The organism is Achromobacter ruhlandii (genome assembly GCF_002082135.1).
In the GTDB taxonomy this organism is placed as follows: Bacteria; Pseudomonadota; Gammaproteobacteria; order Burkholderiales; family Burkholderiaceae_B; genus Achromobacter; species Achromobacter ruhlandii.
Genome location: NZ_CP017433.1, coordinates 3,599,041 through 3,612,765 on the forward strand (window position 1 = coordinate 3,599,041; position 13,725 = coordinate 3,612,765).

Annotated in this window: 14 protein-coding genes; 3 read left to right on the top strand and 11 right to left on the bottom strand. The window is 67.3% G+C overall.

All coding sequences use genetic code 11. From position 1 onward, the window contains the following. Positions 1-31: 31 nt before the first annotated feature. The 10 genes from flgK to flgB form a co-directional block, all read right to left on the bottom strand. Positions 32-1,708: a flagellar hook-associated protein FlgK gene (gene flgK, locus AruCF_RS16210; RefSeq protein ID WP_049074365.1), complete on the bottom strand. Its 1,677-nt coding sequence runs from the start codon at positions 1,706-1,708 to the stop codon at positions 32-34. Between the two features lie 73 nt (positions 1,709-1,781). After that, positions 1,782-2,765 carry a flagellar assembly peptidoglycan hydrolase FlgJ gene (gene flgJ / locus AruCF_RS16215; protein WP_049074367.1) on the bottom strand — a complete coding sequence of 328 codons (984 nt, stop codon included), beginning with the start codon at positions 2,763-2,765 and terminating at the stop codon, positions 1,782-1,784. A 5-nt stretch (positions 2,766-2,770) separates the two neighbouring features. Then, positions 2,771-3,907, bottom strand: a complete 1,137-nt coding sequence (locus AruCF_RS16220) for a flagellar basal body P-ring protein FlgI (protein WP_049074370.1) — start codon at positions 3,905-3,907, stop codon at positions 2,771-2,773. A gap of 2 nt (positions 3,908-3,909) precedes the next feature. Further along, positions 3,910-4,602, bottom strand: a complete 693-nt coding sequence (locus AruCF_RS16225; RefSeq protein WP_049074373.1) for a flagellar basal body L-ring protein FlgH — start codon at positions 4,600-4,602, stop codon at positions 3,910-3,912. Beyond that, complete coding sequence (gene flgG / locus AruCF_RS16230; RefSeq protein ID WP_006394443.1) at positions 4,602-5,387, bottom strand: flagellar basal-body rod protein FlgG; 786 nt, start codon at positions 5,385-5,387, stop codon at positions 4,602-4,604. The genes AruCF_RS16225 and flgG overlap by 1 nt, the downstream gene beginning before the upstream one ends. Before the next feature lie 69 nt (positions 5,388-5,456). Next, positions 5,457-6,218 carry a flagellar basal body rod protein FlgF gene (locus tag AruCF_RS16235; RefSeq protein WP_049074375.1) on the bottom strand — a complete coding sequence of 254 codons (762 nt, stop codon included), beginning with the start codon at positions 6,216-6,218 and terminating at the stop codon, positions 5,457-5,459. Between the two features lie 38 nt (positions 6,219-6,256). Then, a complete protein-coding gene (locus AruCF_RS16240) occupies positions 6,257-7,729 on the bottom strand; it encodes a flagellar hook-basal body complex protein (protein ID WP_049074378.1) in 1,473 nt (490 codons plus the stop codon). Positions 7,730-7,800: 71 nt separating this feature from the next. Continuing rightward, positions 7,801-8,496 carry a flagellar hook capping FlgD N-terminal domain-containing protein gene (locus AruCF_RS16245; RefSeq protein WP_049074379.1) on the bottom strand — a complete coding sequence of 232 codons (696 nt, stop codon included), beginning with the start codon at positions 8,494-8,496 and terminating at the stop codon, positions 7,801-7,803. Between the two features lie 57 nt (positions 8,497-8,553). Further along, a complete protein-coding gene (gene flgC, locus AruCF_RS16250; RefSeq protein ID WP_049074381.1) occupies positions 8,554-8,973 on the bottom strand; it encodes a flagellar basal body rod protein FlgC in 420 nt (139 codons plus the stop codon). 22 nt (positions 8,974-8,995) lie between these two features. Continuing rightward, positions 8,996-9,403: a flagellar basal body rod protein FlgB gene (gene flgB, locus AruCF_RS16255; protein ID WP_049074382.1), complete on the bottom strand. Its 408-nt coding sequence runs from the start codon at positions 9,401-9,403 to the stop codon at positions 8,996-8,998. 168 nt (positions 9,404-9,571) lie between these two features. On the opposite strand from flgB, the gene flgA reads away from it, so the two are divergent. From flgA to AruCF_RS16270, 3 genes are all read left to right on the top strand, one after another. Next, on the top strand, positions 9,572-10,285 hold the full coding sequence (gene flgA / locus AruCF_RS16260; protein WP_049077896.1) for a flagellar basal body P-ring formation chaperone FlgA: 714 nt from the start codon (positions 9,572-9,574) through the stop codon (positions 10,283-10,285). A gap of 127 nt (positions 10,286-10,412) precedes the next feature. Beyond that, the gene (gene flgM / locus AruCF_RS16265; protein ID WP_049074384.1) at positions 10,413-10,706 is read left to right on the top strand and encodes a flagellar biosynthesis anti-sigma factor FlgM; all 294 of its coding nucleotides are present in this window, start codon (positions 10,413-10,415) and stop codon (positions 10,704-10,706) included. A 51-nt stretch (positions 10,707-10,757) separates the two neighbouring features. After that, positions 10,758-11,234 (top strand): flagella synthesis protein FlgN, encoded by a 477-nt coding sequence (locus AruCF_RS16270; protein ID WP_049074387.1) that lies wholly within the window; start codon positions 10,758-10,760, stop codon positions 11,232-11,234. 84 nt (positions 11,235-11,318) lie between these two features. Here AruCF_RS16270 and flhF read toward each other — a convergent pair whose 3' ends face one another. Beyond that, a complete protein-coding gene (gene flhF / locus AruCF_RS16275) occupies positions 11,319-13,643 on the bottom strand; it encodes a flagellar biosynthesis GTPase FlhF (RefSeq protein WP_254431207.1) in 2,325 nt (774 codons plus the stop codon). Positions 13,644-13,725: the final 82 nt, after the last annotated feature.

Consider the following 13,725-nt stretch of genomic DNA (forward strand, 5'->3'; position numbering starts at 1 on the left):
TCTTGATAGGTCACGATGTCAACGATCCGGATCAGCCGCGCAGGCCCAGCAGCGTATCGAACAGCGTGCTGGCGACGTCGATGATGCGGGCGCTGGCCTGGTACTGCTCCTGGTAGAGCGACAGGCTCACGTATTCTTCGTTCAGGTTCACGCCCGACACCGATTGCTGGGCCGCGGTCTTCTGGGCCAGCAGATTCTTCTGGGCCGTATTAGCCGAACTGATCTGCGCGGTCTGCACGCCGACGGTGTTGACCACCTGGCCGAACATCTCGGTGATGCTCATGGTGCCGTGGCCCAGCACCTTGCGGGTCTGCAGTTGCGCCAGCGCCAACGCGTTCTTGCCGTTGGCGTCGCCGCCGGCGGCATCCGCCGCGGCAACCTTTTCCGGGTCGGTGATCAGCACGTTGATGTCGCGCGCGGCGTCGCGCGTGGGCGACAGCGACCACTTGTCGCCGGCCTGCGGCGGCGAGTCGATCGTCAGCGACACGCCCATTTCATCGGTCAGGTCCAGCGTGGCGGTGGGCGGCGTGCCGGTGGCCGGGCCGTTGTACACCTGGGTGCCTTCCGGCAGGCGCGTCACGCGGTAATTGGCGCCGTCGAAACTGATTTCGTAGTCCTTGGCGTTGATGTTGTTCACGTTCGTGAACGTACCGCTGAGCTGGGCGCCGCTCTTGTTGTTGGCGTTCGGCACGCCCTGCGGGCTGCCGATGCTGAAGAAATCGGTGCCGGGGTTGCCGGCGGAGTCCAGGCCCTGGCGGTGCTGCTCGTTGAACGTCATGGCCAGGCCGACGGCCATCTGGCCCAGCTGCGCCTGCATGAAGTCCAGCGAGCTGGCGCGGAACTGCAGCAGGCCGCCCAGCTTGCCGCCGCTGACTTCGGCGTCGTTCAGTTCGACCGCCACGGTCTTGCCGCCGGAACCGGCCGGCAGGGTGTACGCGATGACGGTGCGGCTGACATCCTTGGCGGACGCCACGGCCTGCAACGGGTAGACGGTATCGCCGGACAGCAACGCCTGGCCACCCGAGGCCAGCGAGATGTTGAGCTTGTCGCCCTGCTCGTAGGTGGTGATGCCGATCAGCTGATTCAGTTCGGAAACGGCCTGGTCGCGCTGGTCCAGCAGGTCGTTGGGCGGATTGCCGGCGCCCTTGCCGCGGGCGATGGAGATCTGGCTGTTCAGGTCATTGATGCGGGTCAGGTAGCTGTTGACCTGCTCGACGGTGGTGGAGATCTGCGTGTTCAGGCCCAGGCGCTGGTTCTGCATTTCCTGGTAGGCCGAGCGGATCTGGGTGGTCAGGCTGTTGGCCTTGCCCAGCAGGTCCTGGCGCGCGGCGGGATCCGCCGGCTTGCTGGCCACGGTGTTCATGCTGGTGAAGAAATTGGTCAGGCCCGGGGCGATGCCCACGGTGCGGTCGGCGAACAGGTTGTTGATCTGCGATACCTGGTCGAACTGGGTCTGCAACTGGGCGCTGCTACCCTGGGCGCCGACCAGCTGCTTGTACAGGAAGCTGTCGTAGCTGCGCACCACGGTGTCGACCTGCACGCCGCGGCCGATGAAGCCGTTGCTGGTGGCCTGGGCGCCCGCGGTCGAGATCATGACGCGCTGGCGGTTGTAACCCACCGTGGTGGCATTGTTGATGTTGTGGCCGGTGGTGGCCAATCCCGCCTGGGACGCGTTCAACCCGCCCAACGCCAATTTGTACAGATTCATGCTGACAGTGCCCCGTATGTAACCGCGACTGATATTTCTGGATACCCGATTAACGGCAGCGGGTAGTCCAAATTTAGAGTCCTTCCAACATCTGGCGTGAAATATCCACCTTGGCGGCCGCCCCTCGCAGCTGGCTCATGACGCCGATCAGTTTTTGCGCATATTGCGGATCGGTGGCGTAGCCGGCGCTCTGGATGCGGCGGGCCGCCTCGATTTCGTTGCGCGCCTGGGTCACGCTTTCGTAGCGCGGGCTGTTGCCGATCAGGCGGGCATAGTCGGCGAACGATTCCTCGTACGACGAATAGGCCCGGAAGGGCTGCGTCACCTTTTTTGCGACGCCGTCTTCGTATTCGGTGGTCAGCACATTCACGACCTTGCCCTTCCAGCTCGGTCCCGCCTTGATGCCGAACAGGTTGTAGCTGGTGCGGCCGTCCTCGTGCTTGATCTCGCGCTGGCCCCAGCCGGACTCCAGGGCCGCCTGGCCCATGATCAGCCGGGCCGGCACGCCGCTCTGCTGCGAGGCCAGCGTGGCCGCGCGCGACATCTTCGACACGAAGTTGATGACGTGCTCGGGCGCGCCTTCGGCCGCGGCCAGGGCGCGGTCGCTCGCGCGGTTGTTGCGCATCACGTCCATCAGCGCCGATACCTGGCGCGAGCCCCCCGTCTGGAAATCCAGGTCGGTGCCCTGCCCCAGGCGCTGCACGGCTTCGGCCGGCAGGTCGCCCGGCTTACCCTGCTGCATCTGCGCCAGGATCGATTGCGACAGGCCGATGCCGGGCGTGGCCAGGTGCAGCGCCAACTGCTCGTCGGCCATGGATTGCAGCATCTGGGTCTGCTGCGAGTCGAACAGGCCTTCCTTGGGCGTGGCTTCGCGCATGCGCTTGAGCATCATCTGCAGGAACAGGGCCTCGAACTGCTTGGCCACCTGTTTCTGCTGCTCGGTGCCGGGGTTGGCCGGGTCCTTGGTGACGTCGCGCTTCAGGTCCGACAGGCGCCCCATGTCAAAGACGGAATCCTGGCGGCTGCCCAGGCGCGCGGAGGGATTGGTGTAGGCCATCGCGGTCAGATGATCTCAAGTTCGGCGCGCAGGGCGCCGGCGCTCTTCATGGCCTGCAGGATCGCCAGCAGGTCCTGGGGCGTCGCGCCCAGGGCGTTCAGGCCCTTGACCACGTCGGCCAGGTTGGCGCTGGTGGTCACACGCTGCAGCGAGCCGTTGTCCTGGCGCACTTCGATCTGGGTATTGGGCACCACCACCGTCTGCCCTTCCGTGAAGGGCGTATCCGGCTGCGACACCTGGTTCTGGCGGTTGATGATGACCGACAGGTTGCCGTGCGCCACGGCGGCCTCTTCGATCATGACCGTGCGGTTCATGACCACCGAGCCGGTGCGGGCGTTGATGATGACCTTGGCCACGGTGGGCGCGCGCGTCACCTGCAGGTCCTCGACCTGCGACAGGAAGCGCGCCTGCGCCGACTGCTCCATCGGACTGCGCACCTGCACCACGCGGCCGTCCAGCGCGGTCGCGGTGCCCTGCCCGAACTTGCGGTTCAGCGCCGCCACCACGTTCTGGGCGGTGCCGAAGTCGGTGTTGTTCATTTCCAGATAGATGTAGCCGTCGCGCGCGAAGGTGGTGGGCACGCCGCGCTCGACGATGGCGCCGCCGCTGATGCGGCCGCCGTTGAGCTGGTTGATCTGCACGCTGGAACCGCCCGCCGAGGCGCCCGCGCCGCCGACCAGGATGTTGCCCTGGGCGATCGCGTAGACCTGGCTGTCGGCGCCCTTGAGCGGCGTCATCAGCAGCGTGCCGCCGCGCAGGCTCTTGGCGTTGCCCATGGAGGACACCACCACGTCCAGCGTCTGGCCGGGCCGCGCGAAGGCCGGCAGCGTCGTCGTCACCATGACCGCCGCCACGTTCTTGAGCTGCATGTTGCTGCCGGCCGGCACGGTGATGCCCAGCTGCGACAGCATGTTGGTCAGGCTCTGCTGCGTGAAAGGCGTCTGGCGCACCTGGTCGCCGCTGCCGTCCAGGCCCACCACCAGGCCGTAGCCGATCAGCTGGTTGCCGCGCACCCCCTGGATGGATGCCAGGTCCTTGAGCCGCTCGGCGTGCGCCGCCGAGGCGCCGGCCAGCAGCCCGGCCGCGACACAGACGCGCGCCAGCAGGGACAGCAAGGCGGAAATCGGAGTGGGTTGTTTCATGGTCAGAACGGCGAAGCGATCAGGAAGAAGCGTTGCAGCCAGCCCATGGTCTGGACTTCGTCCATGACGCCCTTGCTGCGGTATTCGATGCGGGCATCGGCCACCTGGGTCGACGACACGGTGTTCGTCCCGGTGATGGAACGCGGGTCGACCACGCCGGAGAAGCGCACGTATTCGCTGCCGCGGTTGATGGCGATCTGTTTCTCGCCGGCCACCTGCAGGTTGCCGTTGGACATCACCCCCACCACCGTGGTGGTGATGGTGCCGGTGAAGGCGTTGTTGGCGGTGCTGTCGCCCTTGCCCTGCGCCACGTTGCCACCCTTGGCGTCCGTGTTCAGGTTGGCATTGGCCCAGCTGTCCATGAAGGACGGCGCGGCGGCGATGCCCAGGCTGGCGTTGCCGCTGCGGTTGGTGTTGGTGGCGACATTCTTGGAGGCGTTCGTCTTTTCGTTCAGGACGATGGTGACGATATCGCCGACGTTGCGCGGCCGACGATCCTCGAACAGCGGGTAGTTGCCGTAAGTCGTGGGCTGGTAGATCGAACCGGTGGGCTGCGCCGCCGGCATCGGCGGCGGCGGCGGGGCCGCCGTCGTCGGCCCGGTCACGATGGGTTCGGGCGGAATCATGGCGCAACCGGCCACCAGCAACGCCAGGGCCGCGCTCGAAACCAGACGCAGGACAGACGACATAGGCATCACAGTTGGGTCAGGCGGGCCAGCATTTCGTCCGAGGTCTTGACGGCTTTGCTGTTCATTTCGTAAGCGCGCTGGGTCGTGATCATGTTGACCAGTTCCTCGGCCACGTTCACGTTGGAGGTTTCGACGTAGTTCTGCATGAACGTGCCGGCGCCGTCCACGCCCGGCTGCAGCAGGTTGGCCGGGCCCGAGGCGTCGGTTTCCAGGTACAGGTTCTCGCCCACGCTCTGCAGGCCGGTGGGGTTGATGAAGGTGGCGACCTGCAACTGGCCGATCTGCACGTTGACGCCGGCCGCGCCGGGCTGCGTCACCGAAACGATGCCGTCCTTGCCGATGGAGATCGACAGGGCGTTGTCGGGCACGTTCATGGGCGGCTGGATCACGTAGCCGCTGACCGTGGTCAGCTGGCCGTTCTGGTCGCGCTGCAGCGCGCCGTCGCGGGTGTAGGCCTGGGTGCCGTCGGGCAGCTCGACCTGCAGGAAGCCGCGGCCGTTGATCGCCACGTCCAGTTCGCCGCCGGTGTTGTTCAGGCCGCCGGTGGTGTGGATGCGCTCGGTGGCGGCCACGCGGGCGCCGGTGCCGAGCTGCAGGCCCGACGGCAGCTGCGTGGCGTCGCCGACCTGGGCGCCGGGCTGGCGCAGCGTCTGGTACATCAGGTCCTGGAACACGGCGCGGCCGCGCTTGAAACCGTTGGTCGAGACGTTGGCCAAGTTATTGGAAATCACGTCCATCGAGGTCTGTTGACCTTCCAGGCCCGTCTTGGCAATCCACAGCGAACGCATCATGATGAAGTACTCCAGGTGCGGCGGCCCGGCCGCGCGCGAAAATTATTTGGTTCGGATCGGCTGACCGGATCAGGAAACCGAGAGAATGCCGTTGGCGCGTTCGGCGTTGCGGTCCGCCTGCTGCACCACCTGCATCTGCTGTTCGAAGCGGCGGGCGTTTTCGATCATGCCCACCATCGCCGCCATGGGATTGGTATTGCTGCCTTCCAGCACGCCCGACAGCACCCGCAGGCTGGGATCCGCCGGCACCGGCGGCGCGGGCTGGCCGTTGACCGGCGCCAGGCGGAAGACGCCGTCGTCGCCGTGCACCAGCTGCGCCTCCGGCGGGTTGACCAGCTTGATGCGGCCCAGGTTGAGGATGTTGTTGGGCGCATCGCCGGCGCCGATGGCGGTGATGGTGCCGTCCGAGGTGATGGTCAGCGCGGCCTGGTCGGGCACGTCGATGATGCCGTTCTGGTCGGACATCACCGGCTGGCCCAGCGAGGTCTGCAGCAGGCCGTTCACGCCCACCTGCAGGCTGCCGGCGCGGGTGTAGGCCTCGCCCTGCGGGGTCTGCACCGCGATCCAGCCGTTGGAACTGGCCAGGGCCACGTCCAGGTCGCGGCCGGTGGTCTGCATGTTGCCCATCTCGAAGTTGTTGCGGGGCGTCGACGCCACCGTCGAGACACGCGTCGGCAGGCTCACGCCGTCGTTCACCGGAACCGACCGGTACAGCGCGATCTGCTCGCGAAAGCCCGGCGTGTTCACGTTCGCCATGTTGTTCGAGAGCGCGGCCTGGTGCTCAGTGATCCGCGCCGCGCCATTCATGGCGGTGTAGATGATTCGATCCATTGCCTATTCCGTCGGTGTCGTCGCGTGCCCGCCAACCATTACTTCAGGTTCATCAGGACTTGCATGATCTCGTCCTGGGTCTTGATGGTCTGCGAGTTGGCCTGGTAGGTGCGCTGGGCGATGATCATGTTGACCAGCTCCTTGCTCATGTCGACGTTCGAGGCCTCGGTCGCCTGGCCCACCACCTTGGACAGGCCGTTGCTGCCCGGCTGGCCGAGGATCGGCTGGCCCGACGTGGCGGTTTCCTTCCAGGCGTTGTTGCCCACCGGCTGCAGGCCCTGCAGGTTGGCGAAGTCGGCCAGCACGATGGTGCCGACGATCGAGGTCTCGCCATTGGTGTATTGGGCCACCAGGCTGCCGTCGGCGCCGATGTTGATGCCGCTGAATTCGCCCGAGGTGTAGCCGTCCGGCTGGCTCTTGAGCGCATAGGCGCTGCCGTACTGCGTGGTGCCGGTGTAGTTGACGGCGATGGCCAGGGGATCGGCCGGGGTGGTGTTGCCGCCCGGCGTGGCGAACGACAGGTTGACCGTGGTGGCGCTGGTCATCGCGCCGGCCTTGTTGAACGTGAACTGCGTCGGGTTGCCCCACACGCCGCCCGCTTCGGTGGTCGGCGCCATGGCCTGGCCGTCGATGGTGTAGTAGACGTCGTAGACGCTGTTGCCGGCGGCGTCGGCGGCGCGCTTGACGAAGTACTGCATCACCTGGTGCGAGTTGCCCAGCGAGTCGTACACCGTCATGGGCGAGGCGTTGGTGTAGCTGGTGGTGACCTTGGGATCGAACGGCTTGCCCACTTCGGTCACGGCGGCCGTGTAGTCGACAAAGCCGGGGATCACGTTGAGGTTGCCGGCGGTGACCTGCCCCGTGGCGTCGATGGTGACGGTGTTGGGCGCGGTGCCGTAGGTGGCGGCCGGCGGATTGCCCGGGGCGACCCAGGTGATCGCGCCGCCCGCGCCCTTGGTGAAGGTGTAGGCGGTGCCGCCCAGCGTGACCGAGCCGTTCACCGCCGGGGACGTGACCGTGTCGACCTGGTAGATGACCTTGGCGTTGGCGTCCAGGTTGGCGACGGTGGTGGCCGTGGTGGTGGCCTTGGGCGCGACGTTGGCGGTGGGCAGTTGCAGTTCGACCGGATTGGCGCCGATGCCGCCGGCGGGGTAGCCCGTCAGGCGGTAGCCCTGCGCGTTGACGATGAAGTTGTTCTTGTCGACCAGGAACTCGCCATTGCGGCTGTACATGACCGCGCCGCTCTGGTCGGTGACGCGGAACATGCCCTTGGCGCCGTCGATGGCGATATCGTATTCGCCGCCGCCGCCGTTGACCGTGCCCACCGTGAAGCGCTGGGTGATACCCGCCACCTTGGTGCCCAGGCCGACGCGCGAGCTGGCGTAGACGTCGGCGAACGAGGCGGTCGACGACTTGAAGCCGACGGTGCCCGAGTTGGCGATGTTGTTGCCGATGACGTCCAGGTTCTGCGCAGCGGCGTTCAAGCCGCTCAATCCTTGTCCGAAGCCCATGTTTTCTCTCGCTAATCTCTAAATTTGGAAACCGCCGCCGTGGCGTCGGCAGATCATCAAACCGGCCCGCTTCAGCCGATAACCTTGCGCACGTCCAGCATGCTGGTCTGGCCATCCAGGCCCATGTCCAGACGCAGGCCGTTGGTGGAATAGGCCACGCTCTTGACCTTGCCGTACTTCAGCACCTCGGCGGCCACCTTCTTGTCGTCGCCATCCGTGGCCAGGACCGACACGGTGTACGCGCCCGCGTCCAGCGCCACGCCGGCGTCGTTCTTGCCGTCCCAGTCCAGCGTGTACACGCCGGCCTTCTGCTCGCCCAGTTCGATGGTGCGCACGACCGCGCCGTTGCTGTCGGAAATGCGCACCTGCACCTTGACCGCATCCTTCTGCAGATCCAGGCCGTAGGGGGTGACCACGCGCTCGGCGGGATTCTCGGCGTTCACGCCGACCTTGACGCTCGCGCCAGGAACCAGCACGCCCTTGCCGATCATTGCCACGGCATTCATCGACTGCGACACGTCGATCTGGCCGCTGATGGCCAGCATGGTGTTCTTCAGGTTCGTGATGCCTTCCACCGTGGAAATCTGCGCCAGCTGCGAGGTCAGCTCGGCGTTCTGCATCGGGTTCAGCGGATCCTGGTTCTTGAGCTGCGTGACCAGCAGCTTGAGGAACTGATCCTGCAGGCCCTGCGCGGTGCTCGAGCCGTTGGCGCCGATTTGCGCCAGGCCCAGGCCGGTCTTGCTTGTGGATTGGTCGACGGTGGTCATGAGTTCACTTCTTCAAAAACTTCCGCGCGGGCGGCGCGGCGCGCGGAATCAGGAGGATCAGGATTGGCCGATGGTGAGGGTTTTCTGCATCAGGCTCTTGGCGGTGTTCAGCACCTCGACGTTGGCCTGGTACGAACGCGACGCCGCGATCATGTTGACGGTTTCGGCGACCGGATCGACGTTGGGCATGCTGACGTAGCCCTGCGCGTCGGCCAGCGGATGCTTGGGGTCGTAGACCTGTTTGAGGGGAGATTGGTCCACCACCACCCCGGCCACGCGCACGCCGCCGATCTCGCGGCCCTGGGCCTGGCCGGCCGGCGGGTTGACCTGGAACACCACCTGGCGAGCCCGGTACGGCTGGCCATCGGGGCCGACCACGCTGTCGGCGTTGGCCATGTTGCTGGCCGCCACGTTCATGCGCTGCGACTGCGCGCTCAACGCCGAACCGGCGATATCGAAAATGCTCAACAAGGACATTGCCTGCGGTTCCCTATGAAAATCAATCCTGGATGGCGGCCATCATGCTGCGGATACGGCCCGTCAGCAGCTGCATCGTGCTCTGGTAGTGCAAGGTGTTGTCGGCGAACTGCACGCGCTCGATGTCCATGTCGACCGTGTTGCCGTCCAGGCTGGGCTGGTATGGCAGGCGGTACAGCATCTGCGTCGGCCCTTCGGACACGGCCTTGGCCGGGATGTGGCGCGCCGAGGTCAGGGTCAGCGAGGTATCGGGCAGGCGCTTGGAGCCTTCCATCGCGTTCTGCATTGCCGCCTTGAAATCGAAATCGCGCGCCTTGTAGTTGGGCGTGTCGGCGTTGGCGATGTTGGAGGACAGCACTTCCTGACGCTGCGCGCGCAACGACAGGGACTGCTGGAAGAAGCGGAAATCTTCATTAAGCCGGTCTAACATCGGATCGCCTTCAATACGGATGAAACCCGGGACGGCGGACACACCGCTATCCCATTGGATGACGGCATCATAGGGGTCGGCGGCACAACACAATCAACCAAATAACCCATCATTTCTCATCCAATTCACGTATTGCCAAGCAACGCGGGCTTCTACAATTCAGACATCATGAAATTTCCCGCAAACGTCCGCGCGCGCGCCGCCTGTCTGGCCGCCCTGCTCCTGGCCCCCGCCATCGCGGCCCGGGCCCAGGACGCCCCGGTCCAGGCGCCCGAGGCGATCGTCATCGCCGCGCAGACCTATCTGCTGGAACAACTGGCCGCCCTGCCCGGCCAACCCTCGGTGGCGATCGATCCGCCCAGGGTCGAGCGGCTGGCCCCCTGCGATGCCATGTCCCCATTTATGCCGTCGGGCATGAAGCTGCGTTCGCGCATGACGGTCGGCGTGCGCTGCAATGCGCCCAAGGCCTGGACCACCTATGTGCAGGCCACCGTCAGCGTTCCGGGCCACTACTACGTCGCCTCCCGCATGATCGCCGCCGGCCAGGCCCTCACCCCGGCCGACCTGGCGCCGCGCGACGGCGACCTGGTGGCCCTGCCGCCCGGCGTCATCACCCGCCCCGAGACCGTGATCGGCATGACGGCCGCCTACCGCATCAACGCCGGCCAGCCGGTCAAGGGCGCGGCCCTGCGCAACGCCCAATCCGTGGTGCGAGGCTCGAATGTGCGCATCAATGCGCGCGGCAATGGTTTCGTGGTCAGCAGCGAGGGCCAGGCCCTGGACAACGCCGCGCCCGGCGCCACCGTGCAGGTGCGCACCGCCAGCGGCCAGGTCGTCAGCGGCGTGGTGCGCAATGCCGGCCTGGTCGAAATACAACTTTAGGCAATGTTACATATCGCGTTGCGGCATTCGGCCGCCTACCCTAAAGTTCCTTCCGGCCCTGTCGTTACAGAGGCATAAGTAGGCGGACCCGTCGCAAACCGACCCAGGACGCCTTGCGGAGAAAACCTTGAAAATCAATTCGACCACCAACCGGCCCATCTCGCCCGACGCCCTCAGCCCCCGCGCCGACTCCGCGGTCGCCCAGGCCTATGGCGCCGGCAGCAGCAGCGGCGCCAGCAGCTCGCAAGTCGCGCTGAGCTCGGCCTCGCGCAAGATGCTCGCGCTGCAGGACGGCTCGAACGACATCAATGTCGAGCGTGTCGCCGCCATTCGCGCCGCCATCGCCTCGGGTCAGCTCAAGATCGATACCAGCCGCATCGCCGACGGCCTGATCGCCAGCGCCCGCGACCTGCTGAAGTAAACCGCCGTTTTTCGTACGTCACCCGACCCGTCCGCCTGCCCGAGCATGACCATGAGCCCCGTCGAGTCCCTGCAAGCCTGCCTGAAACAGGAAGATTCCCTGATCGCCGAATTCTCTTCCATCCTCGAGGAAGAAACCAAGGTGCTGGTCGGGCCGGGCAACGTCGACGCGCTGCATGACATCACCGAACGCAAAGGCAGCGTCGCCCGGCAGCTGGTGGACCTGAGCAATACCCGTGACGGCCTGCTGGCCGAGATTGGCCTGCCCGCCGGCCATGCCGGCACCGAACAGGCCGCCGTGTTGCACCCGCAGCTGTCCGGCGTCTGGCAGGCGCTGCTGGCCAAATCGGCCTCCGCCAACGAGATCAATATGCGCAACGGCGCCCTGATCGACGTGCACCTGCGCTATACCCAACAGTCGCTGGACGCCCTGCGCCAGATCGGCGGGCTGGGCGGCACGTCCACCTACGACGCACAGGGCCGTGGCGCCCGCAGCGCGCCGGGCCGCAAGCCCATCGTCGCCGGCTAGCCCGCGACCTTCATCTTCAAAGACAAACAGCCCGCATGAAGCGGGCTGTTTGTCTTGGCCGATACCGGCCGGATGGCCGCCTTGCTAGACGCCGCCGGCCATCTCCAGCATGGCGAACATCTTGAGCAGCGCCACCGGCAACAGGCGCCCGGACAGCTTGCGCTCGGGGCTGACGACGCCAGCCAGCGTCGCGCGCACGCCATCGGCCGCCGAGGCGTGCGCCAGCTGCCAGCAGGCCGAGGCCAGCTGGCCGGCCATGAGCGACTGCCGCGCCAGCGTATGCGAACCATCGACGGCGGGCAGCGCCTGCCAGGCATTGGCCATATAGCGAAAGCCCGCGCGCGCCTCTTCCTGCAGCACCAGCCAGCGCGCCACCGTGGCGGCATCCGCCTGGCTGGCCGCCAGGTTGGTCAGGCCGAACAGCTGGCCGGCGACCTCGCCGCTGGCGGTGTCGATCAGGCGGGCGCAGACCAGCCGGAACCGGGCGTCTTCGCCCCGGCCCGGCAAACCGATCTCGGTGCCCGAGGCCCACAGCGCCAACGGCGCCGGCCGGGTGCCCGGCACAGCGCGCAGGCCGGGCATGTCGCCCGGCTGGCCCACCGGCAGATAGCCGACGCTCTTGCCGACCGCGTTGAGGTTGGTCGGGCAATCGTCCTGGATCACACGCATACCGCCCGGGCTGCGCGCCACCCAGGATGCGCCCTGCTCGCCCAGGCTCTGCCACAGGGCCGACGTGCCGGCCTCCAGCATATGCACCAGCGGCAGGCGGGCCAACTGTTCGCCCAGCCAGCGCACCCGCTCCGCCAGCGCCTGCGCGGTGTCCGGCTGGGCGGCGGCGGCCGGGGCGAACGACGACAGCATGCCGTGCGGCAGCACCAGTTGCTGCGCCGGCGCCGCCAGCGCCGCGCCGCGGTCGCTCATCAGCACGGCGCTGAGCAGCGTGCCGCCCGGCAGGCCTTCGCCCTTCATGCTGGTCTTGCCGTGCATCGCCAGCAAGTGGCGGCCGCAGGCCGTGGAAAATTCGCGCCGGACCATGGCCAGCGGCGCTTCGCCCAGCGCGGACAGACTTGAGCCGGCGCCGTCGCTGACGTACTCGCGCCACGACGCCCGCGCCTGGACGCAGGCGGCATCGCTATCGAGCCAGCCCAGGGTATCGTCCAGGTGCTGCGCCGCCTCGATCGAGCCGGCGCCGCCTTGCGGGCGCAGGATCGCCGAGGCCAGCAACTGGCGCCGGCGGGCGGGATCGACGCTGTCGGATTCGCGTGGCGTCGACCATAGCGAGGCCATGTCGGCTTCGCTGGGGGCATACAGGGCGCGGGCGCGCTCGACCATGGCGAACGCGCGGTCGATCAGCGCGTCGGCGCGCGCCAGCTCCAGGTGCTCGGGCACCTTCTGTCCGATCGAAGAATAGTGGATCGGCAGCCGGTGGCGGATCGCCGTGTCCAGCGCCGCACCCAGGCGCGAAGCTTCGTCGAGCTTGGTGATGATGCAGCCGGCGACATCCTCGCCTACGCCGTTGCGGTAGGCGTGGGCGACCTCGTCCAGCGTGTCGCCCTGGCTGGCGGCGTTGAGCACCAGCAAACGGCGCACGGGCTTGCCTGCGTTGCAAAGCATGGCGGCCTGCTCGGCCACCTGGCGGTCGCGCTGGCTGATGCCGGTGGTGTCAATCAGCACGATCTTACGGTTGCCCAGCTCGGCCAGGATGCGACGCAACTCCCCGGCATCGCGCACCGAGTGCGCCGGCACGCCCATCAGGCGGCCGTAGATCTGCAGCTGTTCAAGCGCGCCGATCCGGAAATTGTCGGTGGTCAGCATGGCCACCTGCTCGCGGCCCTCGCGCGCGACGCAGCGCGCCGCAAGCTTGGCCAGCGTGGTGGTCTTGCCGACCCCGGTCGGGCCGACCAGCGCGTACACGCCGCCGCCCAGGAATTCGTCTTCCGAGCCCAGCACCGGCAGGTGCGTGACCAGTTCATTGCGGGCCCATGCCAGCGCGCCCTCGGCGTTCATGCCCTGCGGCATGCGCTCGACCAGCGTGCGCACCAGCTTGGTGCTGAAGCCCGCGTCCAGCAGGCTGCGGAACAGCGCGGCGCCCGCCGGCTCGCGGCCGGGACCCTGGCGACCGCCCCACAGCAGGCCGTCCATGCGGCTCTCGAGCGCGCCGCGCAAGGCGCTGATCGCATCCTGCAGCCCCGCCGCGGCGTCGCCAGGCAGCGCGGCGGGCGGTACCACCGGGCCGTTGCGCAACGGCGCATCGGGCATGCGGGCCATGGTCGGCGCGGCCGGCGGCAGTTCGCGCGCCGGCGGCAAGGCCGGCATCTCCATGCGTACCGGCGCGGCGACGGGCGCGGGCGCCATCATCGGCGCCGGCGCGGCCGCGGGCGGCGCCTGACGGGCGGCGGGCTCGGCCATCACTTCGTGTTCCGGCACCGCCGGCGCGGCATAGGCGGACTGATAGGCGGCAATGGAACGCGACGGCACCGCATAGCCCGGC

Bases quoted from the DNA above. Each gene is read 5' to 3' on its own strand.
- flgK (WP_049074365.1), bottom strand. From the start codon at position 1,708: ATGAATCTGTACAAATTGGCGTTGGGCGGGTTGAACGCGTCCCAGGCG.
- flgJ (WP_049074367.1), bottom strand. From the start codon at position 2,765: ATGGCCTACACCAATCCCTCCGCGCGCCTGGGCAGCCGCCAGGATTCC.
- AruCF_RS16220 (WP_049074370.1), bottom strand. From the start codon at position 3,907: ATGAAACAACCCACTCCGATTTCCGCCTTGCTGTCCCTGCTGGCGCGC.
- AruCF_RS16225 (WP_049074373.1), bottom strand. From the start codon at position 4,602: ATGCCTATGTCGTCTGTCCTGCGTCTGGTTTCGAGCGCGGCCCTGGCG.
- flgG (WP_006394443.1), bottom strand. From the start codon at position 5,387: ATGATGCGTTCGCTGTGGATTGCCAAGACGGGCCTGGAAGGTCAACAG.
- AruCF_RS16235 (WP_049074375.1), bottom strand. From the start codon at position 6,218: ATGGATCGAATCATCTACACCGCCATGAATGGCGCGGCGCGGATCACT.
- AruCF_RS16240 (WP_049074378.1), bottom strand. From the start codon at position 7,729: ATGGGCTTCGGACAAGGATTGAGCGGCTTGAACGCCGCTGCGCAGAAC.
- AruCF_RS16245 (WP_049074379.1), bottom strand. From the start codon at position 8,496: ATGACCACCGTCGACCAATCCACAAGCAAGACCGGCCTGGGCCTGGCG.
- flgC (WP_049074381.1), bottom strand. From the start codon at position 8,973: ATGTCCTTGTTGAGCATTTTCGATATCGCCGGTTCGGCGTTGAGCGCG.
- flgB (WP_049074382.1), bottom strand. From the start codon at position 9,403: ATGTTAGACCGGCTTAATGAAGATTTCCGCTTCTTCCAGCAGTCCCTG.
- flgA (WP_049077896.1), top strand. From the start codon at position 9,572: ATGAAATTTCCCGCAAACGTCCGCGCGCGCGCCGCCTGTCTGGCCGCC.
- AruCF_RS16270 (WP_049074387.1), top strand. From the start codon at position 10,758: ATGAGCCCCGTCGAGTCCCTGCAAGCCTGCCTGAAACAGGAAGATTCC.
- flhF (WP_254431207.1), bottom strand. From the start codon at position 13,643: ATGGCCGAGCCCGCCGCCCGTCAGGCGCCGCCCGCGGCCGCGCCGGCG.